This is a genomic window from Methylobacterium sp. BE186 (assembly GCF_031457035.1).
Taxonomy (GTDB): Bacteria; Pseudomonadota; Alphaproteobacteria; order Rhizobiales; family Beijerinckiaceae; genus Methylobacterium; species Methylobacterium segetis.
In genome coordinates, this window is the sequence record NZ_JAVDVV010000001.1 from 298,268 (window position 1) to 311,243 (window position 12,976).

The 12,976-nt window shown below is 72.7% G+C and carries 8 protein-coding genes; 5 read left to right on the forward strand and 3 right to left on the reverse strand.

From position 1 onward, the window contains the following. Positions 1–60 precede the first annotated feature (60 nt). Both secA and J2X36_RS01450 read left to right on the forward strand, forming a co-directional pair. On the forward strand, positions 61–2,967 hold the full coding sequence (gene secA / locus J2X36_RS01445; protein WP_310345205.1) for a preprotein translocase subunit SecA: 2,907 nt from the start codon (positions 61–63) through the stop codon (positions 2,965–2,967). Between the two features lie 4 nt (positions 2,968–2,971). After that, entirely contained in the window at positions 2,972–3,391 is a 420-nt protein-coding gene (locus J2X36_RS01450; RefSeq protein ID WP_132255408.1) for a GNAT family N-acetyltransferase, read from the forward strand. 150 nt (positions 3,392–3,541) lie between these two features. Here the strand turns inward: J2X36_RS01450 and J2X36_RS01455 are convergent, their stop codons facing one another. Together J2X36_RS01455 and zapE are read right to left on the reverse strand one after the other, a co-directional pair. Next, positions 3,542–6,481 carry a response regulator gene (locus J2X36_RS01455; RefSeq protein WP_310345210.1) on the reverse strand — a complete coding sequence of 980 codons (2,940 nt, stop codon included), beginning with the start codon at positions 6,479–6,481 and terminating at the stop codon, positions 3,542–3,544. 130 nt (positions 6,482–6,611) lie between these two features. Then, positions 6,612–7,844, reverse strand: coding sequence for a cell division protein ZapE (gene zapE, locus J2X36_RS01460; RefSeq protein WP_132255410.1), 1,233 nt, complete (start codon positions 7,842–7,844; stop codon positions 6,612–6,614). Between the two features lie 296 nt (positions 7,845–8,140). Here zapE and J2X36_RS01465 point away from each other — a divergent pair, with 296 nt between their 5' ends. Both J2X36_RS01465 and J2X36_RS01470 read left to right on the forward strand, forming a co-directional pair. Next, positions 8,141–8,743 carry a GNAT family N-acetyltransferase gene (locus tag J2X36_RS01465; RefSeq protein WP_310345212.1) on the forward strand — a complete coding sequence of 201 codons (603 nt, stop codon included), beginning with the start codon at positions 8,141–8,143 and terminating at the stop codon, positions 8,741–8,743. 120 nt (positions 8,744–8,863) lie between these two features. Continuing rightward, positions 8,864–9,055: a hypothetical protein gene (locus J2X36_RS01470; RefSeq protein ID WP_310345215.1), complete on the forward strand. Its 192-nt coding sequence runs from the start codon at positions 8,864–8,866 to the stop codon at positions 9,053–9,055. Positions 9,056–9,058: 3 nt separating this feature from the next. On the opposite strand, the gene J2X36_RS01475 is transcribed toward J2X36_RS01470, so the two are convergent. After that, positions 9,059–10,555 (reverse strand): glucan biosynthesis protein, encoded by a 1,497-nt coding sequence (locus tag J2X36_RS01475; RefSeq protein ID WP_310345577.1) that lies wholly within the window; start codon positions 10,553–10,555, stop codon positions 9,059–9,061. Between the two features lie 283 nt (positions 10,556–10,838). On the opposite strand from J2X36_RS01475, the gene mdoH reads away from it, so the two are divergent. Then, positions 10,839–12,911: a glucans biosynthesis glucosyltransferase MdoH gene (mdoH, locus tag J2X36_RS01480; RefSeq protein WP_310345217.1), complete on the forward strand. Its 2,073-nt coding sequence runs from the start codon at positions 10,839–10,841 to the stop codon at positions 12,909–12,911. Positions 12,912–12,976: the final 65 nt, after the last annotated feature.

The window sequence follows — 12,976 nt, forward strand, 5'->3', positions numbered from 1 at the left end:
TATTTACCTCTATAAGCCCGCCCCATTCGCTTTGACTGCTCGCACGACCGCAGGTTCACGATGCTCGGTGCCCTCGCCAAGAAGATTTTCGGCTCGTCCAACGACCGTCGCGTCAAGGGCTATCGTCCGCGTGTCGCCGCGATCAACGCGCTGGAGCCCGAGATCGCCGCGCTGTCCGACGAGCAGCTGCGCGCCCGCACCGACGCGCTGAAGGCCGAGCTCGCGGCCGGCAAGAGCCTCGACGACATCCTCGTGCCCGCCTTCGCCACGGTGCGGGAAGCCGCCAAGCGCGTGCTCGGCCAGCGCCACTTCGACGTTCAGCTCATCGGCGGCATGGTGCTGCACGAGAGCGGCATCGCCGAGATGAAGACCGGCGAGGGCAAGACGCTGGTGGCCACCCTGCCCGTCTACCTCAACGCCCTCTCGGGCAAGGGCGTGCACGTCGTCACCGTCAACGACTATCTCGCCTCGCGCGACGCCGAGTGGATGGGCCGGATCTACCGCTTCCTCGGCATGTCGGTCGGCATCATCGTCCACGGGCTCGACGACGAGCAGCGCAAGGCGAGCTACGCCTGCGACATCACCTACGGCACGAACAACGAGTTCGGCTTCGATTATCTCCGCGACAACATGAAGTACGAGATGTCCCAGCTCTCGCAGCGCGGGCACAACTTCGCGATCGTGGACGAGGTCGATTCGATCCTGATCGACGAGGCCCGCACGCCGCTGATCATCTCCGGCCCCGTCGACGACCGCTCGGAGCTCTACGTCTCCGTCGACGCGATCATGCCGCGCCTCGTGAAGGCGCATTACGACCTCGACGAGAAGCAGCGCACGGTCTCCCTCACGGAGGAGGGCAACGAGTTCGTCGAGGAGGCGATGCGCGAGGCGGGCCTCCTCAAGGAGGGCGACCTCTACGACGCGCACAACGTCACCCTCGTCCACCACGTCAACCAGGCGCTGCGCGCCCACACCCTGTTCACCCGCGACAAGGACTACATCGTCCGCAACGACGAGGTGGTGATCATCGACGAGTTCACCGGCCGCATGATGCAGGGGCGGCGCTACTCGGAGGGGCTGCACCAGGCGCTGGAGGCCAAGGAGCGGGTCACGATCCAGCCCGAGAACCAGACGCTCGCCTCGATCACGTTCCAGAACTACTTCCGCCTCTACAAGAAGCTTGCCGGCATGACCGGCACGGCCGCGACCGAGGCCGACGAGTTCGCCGAGATCTACAAGCTCGAAGTGGTCGAGATCCCGACCAACAAGGAGGTCGAGCGCGTCGACGAGGACGACGAGGTCTACCGCACGGTCGAGGAGAAGTACGCCGGCATCATCGCGGAGATCGACAAGGCGCATGGCCGCCACCAGCCGATCCTCGTCGGCACGGGCTCGATCGAGAAGTCCGAATACCTCGCCGATCTCCTCAAGAAGCACGGCTACAGCCTGCTCGACTACTCGGACCCGCACGCGCTCACCGACGTCTACGCGGCCGCCCGCGAGGGCCGGGTGACGAAGCGCTTCGCGGTGCTGAACGCCCGCTTCCACGAGCAGGAAGCCTACATCGTGGCCGAGGCCGGCGTGCCCGGCGCCATCACCATCGCCACGAACATGGCCGGCCGCGGCACCGACATCAAGCTCGGCGGCAACCTGGAGATGCGCATCGAGAAGGAGCTCGCCGACCTGCCCGAGGGGGGCGAGCGCGAGGCCGCGATCGCGCGGATCAAGGCGGAGATCGACGAGAACCGGGCCAAGGTCCTCGCCTCGGGCGAGCCGGCCGACCCCGAGGCGGGCCGCAAGAAGGCGCTCCCCGGCGGCCTCTACATCATCGGCACCGAGCGCCACGAGAGCCGCCGCATCGACAACCAGCTGCGCGGCCGCTCCGGCCGCCAGGGCGATCCCGGCCGCTCGAAGTTCTACCTGTCGCTCCAGGACGACCTGATGCGCATCTTCGGCTCCGACCGGATGGACGGGATGCTGCAGCGCCTCGGCCTGGAGCAGGGCGAGGCGATCATCCATCCCTGGATCAACAAGGCCATCGAGAAGGCGCAGCAGAAGGTCGAGGCGCGCAACTTCGACATGCGCAAGAACGTGCTCAAGTACGACAACGTCATGAACGACCAGCGCAAGGTCGTCTTCGAGCAGCGCCGCGACTTCATGGGCCAGGAGAGCGTGCGCGAGACGGTCGACGACATGCGCCACGGCGTCGTGGACGATCTCGTGACCCTGCACATCCCCGAGAACGCCTATGCCGAGCAGTGGGACGTGGCGGGCCTGCGCGAGCGCGTCCAGGGTGTGCTCAACCTCGACGTACCGGTGGAGGAGTGGGCGAAGGAGGAGGGCATCGCCGACGAGGAGATGCGCGAGCGCCTGCGCAAGGCCGCCGACGAGGCCTATTCTGAGCGCGTCGAGAAGAACACGCCCGAGGTGATGACCTACATCGAGAAGCAGGTCCTCCTGCAGACCCTCGACCATCTCTGGCGCGAGCATCTCGTGACGCTCGACCATCTGCGGCAGGTCATCGGCTGGCGCGGCTTCGCCCAGCGCGACCCGCTGAACGAGTACAAGTCCGAGGCCTTCGACCTGTTCAACGGCCTCGTGGCGAACCTGCGCGAGCAGGTCACCGGCCAGCTCTCGCGCATCGAGATCGTCTACCAGGAGCCGGAGGCCGGCGAGGGCGGCCCCTTCGGCGGGCTGGACAGCCCCGAATTGCCGCCGATGTTCGCCCAGCACCTCGACCCGGCGACGGGCGAGAACGAGATGGCTTATGCCGGCCGGGGCACGGGCAGCGACGGCGGCGCGGGTCCGGCTTACGGCTACGCGGCGCAGGAGCTCTCGGCGGACGCGGCGGTGCTGGAGCGCGACCCCACGGACGCCACGACCTGGGGCCGGGTCGCCCGCAACGAGCCCTGCCCCTGCGGCTCGGGCAAGAAGTACAAGCACTGCCACGGCAGCTACACGGCCTGAGGCCTTGGCGGCGCCGGGCATCGCCTACGGCGTCGAGCCGAACCTGAGCGCGGCGGAGTTCCGCCGCGTGCTGGCCGCCTCGGGCCTGATCGCCCGACGGCCGGACGATCCGGAGCGCCTTGCCCGCATGCTGGCGGGCGCGAACCTCATCGTCACCGCCCGGGTCCTGGTGCCGGAGCGCAACCTCGTCGGCATCGCGCGGGTGCTCACCGATTTCGCGTGGTGCGCCTACGTCTCCGATCTCGCGGTGGACCGCGCCGTCCAGGGGCGGGGCATCGGCCGGCGCCTCCTCGAGACCGTGCGGGAGAGGACGGGGCCGGACGTCGCGGTGACGCTCGCCGCGGCCCCCGGGGCCGACGCCTTCTACGAGCGCATCGGCATGCCGCGCCTGGCGAACGCCTTCCGCTTCGACCGGGAATCGTAGGCCGCCCCTCCGCGCGCAGCAGCAGGATGGTCGCCTTGAGAGGAGCCGGCATCCTTCATTCCGGCCGACCCATCCGAGTCCGAGACGCTGTTTTCCTGAACGACACGGCCGCCCTGGGCGTCGCCTTTGAAGTTCCTCGGCGCGTGAGCGCTACGCCCCGGCTTCGCCCCCCACGAGTTCCCGCACCTCCCGCGCCAGATCCGCGAGGCTCAGCGAGCCCTTGGCGATCACCCGGTCGGCCTGCCCCGCGAGGCGGCGGCGGTCCTCGGCGGTGATGTCCTTGGCGGTGAGGACGACGACCGGGATGTCGCGCCAGTCGGCCCGGGCGCGCAGGCGGCGCAGGAAGGCGAAGCCGTCCACCTCCGGCATCATCAGGTCGAGCAGGATCAGGCCCGGCTTCTCGGCCGCCACGCAGGTGAGGGCGCTGCCGCCGTGCTCGGCCGTTCGCACGGGGAGGTTCTCGCGCGTCAGGTAGGCGGCCAGCCGCTCGCGGGCATCCGCGTCGTCGTCCACGACGAGGATCGGGCCGCCGCCGGGGCCGGGCCGGAACCGGTCGGTGACCGCCTTCAGGTGGTCCCACTCGATCGGCTTGTGCAGGTAGTCGGTGGCGCCGAGGGAGAAGGCGAGGGTCTCCTCGTCGAGCACCGTCACCATGATGATCGGCGTCGCCCCGAGGTCCGGGTCGGCGCGCAGCGCCCGCAGCACCGACCAGCCGTCCATGTGGGGCATGGTGACGTCGAGGAGGATGGCGCGCGGTCGCAGGCTCCTGGCCCGCTCCAGGCCCGTCCGCCCGTCGCTCGCCGTGGCGACCCGGAAGCCGTCGCGTTCCAGGAAGCGGGCGAGGAGGTCGCGGGTCGCGGCGTCGTCGTCGATGACGAGGATCGTGGCGCCGTCCCCGTCCCCGGCCGGGGCGGGCGGGGGCGCCTCCTCGGCGGGCGGGACGTAGCGGGCGGGCAGGCGCAGGGTGAAGCAGGTGCCCTCGCCCTCCCGGCTCTCGACCGCGATGTCGCCCCCGAGCATGTGCGCGAAGGCGCGGGTGATCGAGAGGCCGAGCCCGGTGCCGCCGAAGCGCCGGGTCGTCGAGGCGTCGGCCTGGACGAAGCGCTCGAACAGACGCCCGACCTGCTCCGGGTTCATGCCGATGCCGGTATCGGAGACCGTGAAGCGGAGCGTGTCGTCCGCTTCCCGCGCCACGGCCAGCGTGATCTCCCCGCCCTGCGTGAACTTCGCCGCGTTGCTGAGGAGGTTGATCAGGCACTGGCGCAGCTTCGTCACGTCGGTCTGGGCCGCGCCCACATCGCCCGCGACCGTCAGGGTCAGGCGGTTGCCCTTCTTCTCGACCAAGCCCTCTACCGTGGCGGCGACCTCCGCGACCACCTCGGCGACCGAAAAATCCTCGGCGAAGATCTCGACGCGCTCGGCCTCGATCTTCGAGAGGTCGAGGACGTCGTTGATGAGGCCGAGCAGGTGGCGGGCGTTCGACTCGATCTTGCGCATGTCGGCGATCAGCGCCGGCTCGCCGAGATCCTCCAACTCCTCCTGCAGCATCTCGGAATAGCCGATCACCGCCGAGAGCGGCGTGCGCAATTCGTGGCTCATGTTGGCGAGGAACTGGCTTTTCGCCCGGTTCGCCTCCTCGGCGGCCTCCTTCGCGGCGGCGATCTGCGCCTCGGCCTCCTTGCGCTCGGTGATGTCGGCGTGGGTGCCGACCCACTCCCGCAGGATGCCGCCCTCCTCGAGGAGCGGCACGGCGCGCACGCTCATGTGGCGGTAGGCGCCGTCCCGGCGGCGCAGGCGGTGCTCGGTCTCGTAGGGGGCGAGGGTGCGCACCGCCTGCGCCCAGGCGGCGCGGGTATGGGCGCGGTCGTCCGGATGGACGGCGTCGAGGAAGCCGAGCCCCGCATAGGCCGCCTCGTCCTGTCCCGTGAAGCGGGTCCAGGCGGTCTGGCGCGGGTGGAGCTCGCCGTCCGGGCCGGCCGTCCAGACGATCGCGGCGGAGGCCTCGATGAGGGAGCGGAAGCGCTCCTCGCTGCGGGTCAGGCGGTCCTGGGCCATCCGCCGGATCGTCTCGTCGAGGACGACGAGGCCGACCCCCTCGACGTCCCGCTCGCCGGCCGCGCCGCGCAGCGGGTAGAAGCTCATCGAGAACTGGCGGATGCCGCCCGGTGCGCTCGGGGCCGGCACCGCCACCGGCACGTCCGGCGTGACGAGGCCCTCGCGGAGGGCGGCCGACAGTTTCGGGGCGAGTTCCTCCCGCAGCGTCGGCAGCATCGCCCAGATCGGCGCCCCGAGATCGGCCCCGAAGCCGCGCTCGCTCATGGTGGCGAGGGCCCGGTTCATGTGGCGGATCTTGAGGTCGCGGTCGAGGAAGCCGAGGCCGACGGGGGCGTTGGCGAGCACCCCGTCGAGGAGGCGGGTCATGCGCAGCGACTCGCGCCGCCGCACGAGGGCGAGTCGGGCGAGGAGCGCGATGGCCGCGAGGGCCGACAGGCCGCTGACGAGGGAGAGGAGAAGCGCGCGCAGGCGGTCGCTCTCCCGGATCCCTGCGATGCGGCGGGCGGTCTCCGCCTGGATCGCCGCGGATTCGGCGCGGATCGCGTCCATGATCCGCTTGCCCTCCTCGGTGCGCACGAGGGCGGCCGACGCCTCGAAGCCCTGCTCCCGGCGAAGCGCCACGACCCGCGCGGCGAAATCGCGCTTCTCGGCGATCAGGGTGGCGAGCGACTTGCCGCCCGCCGCCGCGACCCGCCCCGGTGCGGCGACGGCGGCTCCGAGCGCGGCGAGCCCCCCATCGATGGCGCCGAGCGACTCGGTGTAGGTCGCGAGGTAGCGCTCGCCCCCGACGATGACGTAGCCGCGCTCGCCCGTCTCCAGATCCTTCATCGAGGAGAGCAGGCGCTCGACGCCGGCGATGGTGCCGGTGCCGCTCTCGACCTCCGCCCGCCGCGCTTCGCCCGCGAGGTAGTTCCAGACGCCGGCAGCGAGGGCGAGGGCGAGGAGGCCGAAGGCGAGGGGTGCGCCGAGCCACCCGCTCCGGCCGGGCGTCCCGCGCCAGGTCCAGCGGCGCAGCGCGGCGATCGGCACGTTCATCGGGATGGTCGGGATCCTGCCGGAGACATGTCGGGACGGGCGAGTGCAGGTAAATGCGCCCCCGTCCCGGCTTGCCAAGGTCCCGCCGGCCCGGGAGCGGGCTCCAATGTGCCGTCGGCCCCGCCTCCGCTCAGGTCTCGACGAGGCCCGTGCTCGCCCCCGTCGCCTCGGAATCCCCCCGCCCGTGCGGCAGGGCGAGGTAGGCAGAGGAGCGCATCTCGATGAGGCGGGAGACCGTGCGGTCGAACTCGAAGGCCTCGCGGCCCTCCTGGACCGGGTAGAGGTCCTGCGCCTCGGCCTCGGCCGAGGCCACGAGCTTCACGTGGGCGTCGTAGAGCGTGTCGACGAGGGTGATGAAGCGCTTGGCCTCGTTGCGTTGCGCCTCGCCCATCACGGGGATGCCCTCGACGATCAGCGTGTGGAAGGTGCTGGCCAGCGCCATGTAGTCGGAGGCGCCGAGCGGCTGCGCGCAGAGGTCGGCGAAGCCGAAGCGGGCGACGCCCGCCGCCTCCTCGGGCACCGCGACGTCGCGGCCCTTCACCCGGATCGTGGCGGCCCGGCCCTTGGCCTTGCCGGTCAGCCCCTTGAAGGCCCGGTCGAGGGCCTCCCGCGCCGCCGCGTCCGCCGGCACGTGGTAGACCGAGGCGCCGCCGAGCTTCTCCAGGCGGAAATCCGTGCGCGCATCGAGGCGCAGCACCGCCACCCGCTCCTTCAGCTCCGCCACGAAGGGCAGGAACAGGGCGCGGTTGAGCCCGCCCTCGTAGAGCCGGTCGGGCTCGACGTTGGAGGTCGCCACCACGGTGACGCCGTGCCGGAACAGGGCGGCGAACAGGCGGCCGAGGATCATCGCGTCGGCGATGTCGGTCACCGTGAACTCGTCGAAGCAGAGGAGCTTCGCCTCCTCGGCGAGCGCCTCGGCCACCGGCGGGATCGGATCGTCGCCCTTCACCTCGCCCCGCTTCAGGGCCTGCCGGTAGGCGTGGATGCGCTCGTGCGCGTCGGCGAGGAAGCCGTGGAAATGGACCCGCCGCTTCGGCCCCGGCGCCGCCTCGTGGAACAGGTCCATCAGCATGGTCTTGCCGCGGCCGACGGAGCCCCAGATGTAGAGCCCCTTCGGCGGCCCGCCCGCATCGTCCTTGCGGCCGAACAGCCAGCCGAGCGCGCTGCCCTTCCGGGCCCGCCGGCGCCGCTCGAGATCCTGGAGGAGCCCGTCGAGGGCGCGCACAAGCCGGATCTGCGCGGGGTCGCGCTCGATGGCGCCGGAGGCCGCCAGCGCCTCGTAGCGCTCGTGGACCGGGCCGCGGGGGAGGGCGCCGGCGCGCGCCTCGGGCGACGGGGCAGGGCCGGAGGCCGGACTGGACAAGGTCACCTCGCGCGTTGGAGCCGGAGCCTCACCTCACGGGTACGATGGGGGGCGCGAGATGAACGGGAGCCGGCCCGGTCTGCCGCGCGGCCGCTCCGGGATCAAGCCCGCCGAGAGCCGATCGGTGACAGGCGCCGCCGGTTCCATCCCGCCCGCGCATGGCGGCCCCGGCGGCAGCGGGGTACGTCGTTTTGCTGCATTGCACAATGTATTCGCCCATGCCACCTCAGCTCGGCCTTGAGGGAGGTTTCGTCCGGATCTGCAGCGCGCCCCGCGCACCCCGACCGGAGACCGGCATGGCACTGCCCCGAATTCAGGCGACCGGACGGATTCATGTCCGGCGCCTCTGGCCGAGCGACCGCGCGGCCATCGTCGCGTATTTCCTGCGGCTCGACCCCGAGACCCGCGCCGGGCGCTTCATGGGCGCGGTGAGCGAGGCGGGCGTGCGCGCCTATGCCGAGCGCTGCGTGACGGCCGACGGCCTCGTCTTCGGCGCGTTCCGCGACGGGGTCCTGCGCGGGCTCGGCGAGCTGCGACCCACGGGCTCCCGCCCGCCGGGCATGGCCCTCGGGCCGGAGGCGGAGGCCGCCTTCGCCGTCGAGCACGCGTATCGCCGAAGCGGCCTCGGCGCGGCCCTGTTCGCACGGATCGCCGACGCGGCCCGCAACCGCGGCGTCAGCGACCTGCACGTGCGCTGCCTCACCCGCAACGGCCCGATGCGAGGGCTCGCGGCCAAGCTCGGCGCCGATCTCCGCCCGGCCGGCCCCGAGACCGAGGGCGCCCTGCACCTCGCGCGGCCGACGCCCTTCTCCCTCTGGCACGAGGGCGTCGCCGAGGCCTTCGACCTGACCCTCGCCTTCGCCGCGGCCGGCCGCGGCGCGTGGCGGGAGGCGTCCTAGCCTCGAGGCGGCCCGCGCCGATGATACGGCCAAGCTGCCTTCTTCCGGCCCGAGGGCTCCGCGATGGTGCTTCCCGGACCGCCCCGCCAGAGGGCGCCCGCACGAGGGGCTGAACATCCGATGCTGGACACCGATGCCTCGGCGGCCGTGGGCCGCCTCGCGCGCTCCGTCGACGCGACCTTGCGCGTCATCGCGGCCGCCTGCACCGAGCGGCAGGCGGCGCCCGTGAGCGCCGCCCGCCGCCGGCTCGCGGAAGCCTACGGCGCGACCCGCCTGCGCAAGCGCCTGGAGCGCGAGCGCCGCGGCGCCTGAGCGTCACGCCACCGCGTCCCAGGTCTCGCTGATCCGGGTGCCGCCGCGCACGAGGTGGGCGCGCAGCACCACGTCGCCGGCCGGCCTCTCCGCGGGCGGGCGCCACTCGACGTAGAGGCGCCAGCCGCCCGTCTGCGGCACCGGTTCCGTGACGGGATCGACCATCGTGCCGGCGCTCGCCGAGACGTCGGCCGTGATGCCGGTGGCGCCCGCGAGGCCCGGCCCCTCGAAATCCACCACGTAGAGGCGCCGGGCGGGGCTCGGCGGGTTCGTCGGGCGCAGGCGCTCGGCGGAGCCGACCCGCGTCGAGACCACCCGGGCGAGGTGCCCCGGCATGCCCGGCGCCGGCTCCGCCCCGACCGTGGTGAGCCCGTAGGCGAGGGCGAGCGGGCGGCCCGGAACGGCGGGCTCGCGCGGCACGAAGGCCGCCACGATGTTGTCCATGTACTCCTCGCGGGAGGGGATCTCGTAGAGCTGGACCTCGCCCGCGGCGAAGGCGTCGCTCCCGCCCGCGCCCTCGCCTCCCCGGCCCGGCTCCACCCAGAGGCCGGGGCGCGATTCGTGGCGGGCCTGCACGTCGAGATAGGCGGCAAAGCTCCGCTCCCGCTGGAGCAGGCCGAACCCCTTCAGCGGCTCGGCGCGGAAGGCCGAGACCTGCGGTGCCCGCCGCCCGTTCACGAGGGGCCGCCAGAGCCGGTCGCCCGCCGTCTCGACCACGAGACCGTCCGAATCGTGGACCTGCGGCCGGAAATCGTCGAACCCCTCCGCGCCCCGGGCGCCCGGCCCGTTCTGCCCGTGCACGAACATGCTGGTGAGCGGGGCGAGGCCGAGCCGCTCGATGGGACGGCGCGGGTGAAGCGCGGCCGTGACCGCGATGCGCGAGGGGTCGCCGGGCTCCACCACGAAGCGGTAGGCGCCCGCGAGGCTCGGGCTGTCGAGGAGCGAGAGGATGGTGACCCGGCGCGCGCCCTCCTCCGGCTCGCAGATCCAGTGGGCCACGAAATCCGGGAATTCCTCGGGCGCCGGCAGGCCGGTGCCGATCGCCGCCGCCCGCGCCGAGAGACCGTATTCCTGGCCCAGGCCCCGCAAGCGGAAGTAGGAGGCGCCGAGGAAGACGAGGAACTCCTCCCTGTCCTCCGGCCGCGCCCGGTCGAAGGCGTAGTGCAGGCGGAAGCCCGCGAAGCCGAGCCCGCTCGGGAAGCTCGCGCCCGCGAGCCCCGGCCCGAGGTCGAACAGGCGGCTCTCGTAGGCGATCGCCCGCGCCGGCCCCTGGCGGGGCTGGAGGAACAGGTCGACCCGCTTCCTCTGCAGGAAGCCCCGGTGGAAGAGCTGCGCCGAGAAGAAGGGGCCCAGCCGCAGGCTCTCGCCGGGCCGGAAGGTGATGGCGCGGTAGCCGTCGTAGCCCAGCGCGGCGAGTGCTGGCGGGAGGTCGTCGGCCGGCGGCCGGTAGGGGGCGGCGGCGAGCCCGGCGGCCCGGCTGCCCAGGGCCTCGAAGGTCATCGGCGCCGCCGTCCCCTGAACGGCCTCGCCCGCCATCGTTCTGGCGACATTCAGGTCGAAGGCGCTAGGTAGGATCGTACCGGCAGCCGCGGTCAGGCCCGTCCGAAGCCCCGATCGAAGCAGGCGGCGGCGGGAAAGCGCGGCGGGTTCGCCGGGGCCTGGATCGGCCGGCTCGTCCGGTCCCGGTACAACGTCGCGTCTCTCGGTGCGCTCGCTCATCGGCCTCTCGGGTCTCCGGTGACGGGTGGTCGGTGTCCCTCCTCGGTCGAGTTTCACGCCCCCCATGTCCACCACACCGTTGTCGCACGAGGACCCGGCGGTCGAAATCCTGCCGGACACGGTTTCGGCGGCCAAGCCCGTGATGGCCAAGCCTGTCGCGGCCACGCCCGTTGCGGCCAAGCCCGTTGCGGCCAAGCCCGGCACGGCCACGCCCGTTGCGGTTCAGCCCGTTCCCGCCAAGCCGCTCCCGGCCGAGCTGACGGCCGAACTGGCCGCCGAGGTCGCGGAGACGCGCGAGGTCTGGCACCCGGGCGGCCGCGCCCGGCTCCGCTGGCGCCGCCTCGCCCTGGCGCTTCCCTCACTCGCCACCGGGCTCGCCATCGCGGCGCTCGCGGCCGCCGCCTACGGCCCGCCCGCGGGATGGCTCTCCGGCACCGTGCTGGCGCTGTTCGCCCTCGTGATGGCGTGGCAATCCTTCGTCGCGTGGCAATACCTCTACGGGCTCATCGCGGCCGTGCTCGGCGACCGGGCGAAATCCGCGCTGGAGCGGCGCTCCGGGAGCGTGCCGGCCCGCGCCACCGGCCTCAGCCGCACCGCGGCGGTCGTCGCGATCCACGCCGAGGACGCAGTCGCCGTGTTCGCGGCCCTGCGCGTGATGGCGCGCTCCCTCGCCCGCGAGGGCGGCAGCGGCTCCGACATCGACATCTTCGTCCTCTCCGACACCCGCGACGGCGCCATCGCGGCGGTGGAGGAGCACGAATTCGCCCGGATCGAGGCGTGGCGCCGGGCGAACGGGCCCGGCCTGCCGCAGATCCGCTACCGGCGGCGGCGCGAGAATACCGGGCGCAAGGCGGGCAACATCGCCGAGTTCTGCGGGAGCTACGGGCACGAATACGACTACATGATCGTGCTCGACGCCGACAGCCTGATGACGGGTGAGGCCATGCGCCGCCTCGTGCGGCTGATGGAGGAGAGCCCGCGGGTCGGCCTGATCCAGACCGTCTCCTACGCCGCCGGCCGCGACACCCTGTTCGCCCGCATCCAGCAATTCGCGGTGCGGCTCTACGCGCCGCTGGCCCTGCGCTGCCTGGAGACCTGGCAGGGGCCGGACGGCAGCTACTGGGGCCACAACGCGATCCTGCGCATCGAGGCCTTCGCCGACAACGCGCAACTGCCCGTCCTGCCCGGGCGTGCGCCCCTCGGCGGCGAGATCCTCTGCCACGACATCGTCGAGGGCGCGTTCCTGCGCCGCGCCGGCTGGGAGGTGCGCCTCTTGCCGGAGATGGGCGGCACCTGGGAGGAGATGCCGACGAACCTCGTCGACCTCCTCGGCCGCGAGCGCCGCTGGTGCCAGGGCAACCTGCAACACCTGCGCGTCGTGCCGATGCCGGGGCTGCTCGCCGCGAGCCGCTGGCACCTTCTCGTCGGCATCCTCTCCTACGGCATGCTCCCGCTCTGGATCGCCTTCCTGGCCGCGGGCACCCTGCTCGCCGCCCGGACCGGCGATCTCGGGCTCCTCGCCTACGGGCTCACGGGGACGGGCGCCGCCGCCCACGCGCTCGCCGCCCTCTGCGTCGCCGTGCTGGCCCTGCCGAAGCTCCTGAGCCTCGGCCACGTGCTCGCCTCGGCCGAGCGCCGCCGGGCCTTCGGCGGCACCGCCGCGCTCCTGAAGAGCGCGGCCCTGGAGCAGGTCGTGTGGGTGCTACTCTGGCCGGTGATGACCCTGTTCACCGCGGGCGCCGTGCTCTCGACCTTCGCCGGCCGCGTCGTGCGCTGGGACACCCAGGTCCGCGACGACCGGCACGTGCCCTGGTCGGAGGCCTTCCGGCTGCAGGCCGACGCGGTGATCGTCGGCGCCGCGCTCGCCCTCGGGCTGGCGCTCGCGGGCGATTTCTGGCTCGCCCTCTGGATGGCGCCGCTCGCCTTCGCGCTGATCACGAGCCCGGCCCAGAGCGTGCTGACGAGCCGGGCCGATCTCGGCCGCCTCGCGCGCGCCCGCGGTCTGTTCCTGACCTCGGACGACACGGACCAGGCTCCGGAACTCGCCGATCTTGCCCAGAGCCGCGCCGCACCCGTGGCGGCCCCGGTCGCGCGCGAGACGCAGGCGCGGGTCTGCCTTGCCGCCGAGGAGGCGTGAGGGGAACCCGGCCGCTCCCGGTGGTCCGGATCCGACGCTTGGTAACCCGCCGCGAGCGGCTGTCT

Coding starts and splice junctions, on each gene's coding strand:
- secA (WP_310345205.1), top strand. CDS start 61: ATGCTCGGTGCCCTCGCCAAGAAGATTTTCGGCTCGTCCAACGACCGT.
- J2X36_RS01455 (WP_310345210.1), bottom strand. CDS start 6,481: ATGAACGTGCCGATCGCCGCGCTGCGCCGCTGGACCTGGCGCGGGACG.
- J2X36_RS01465 (WP_310345212.1), top strand. CDS start 8,141: ATGGCACTGCCCCGAATTCAGGCGACCGGACGGATTCATGTCCGGCGC.
- J2X36_RS01470 (WP_310345215.1), top strand. CDS start 8,864: ATGCTGGACACCGATGCCTCGGCGGCCGTGGGCCGCCTCGCGCGCTCC.
- J2X36_RS01475 (WP_310345577.1), bottom strand. CDS start 10,555: ATGACCTTCGAGGCCCTGGGCAGCCGGGCCGCCGGGCTCGCCGCCGCC.
- mdoH (WP_310345217.1), top strand. CDS start 10,839: ATGTCCACCACACCGTTGTCGCACGAGGACCCGGCGGTCGAAATCCTG.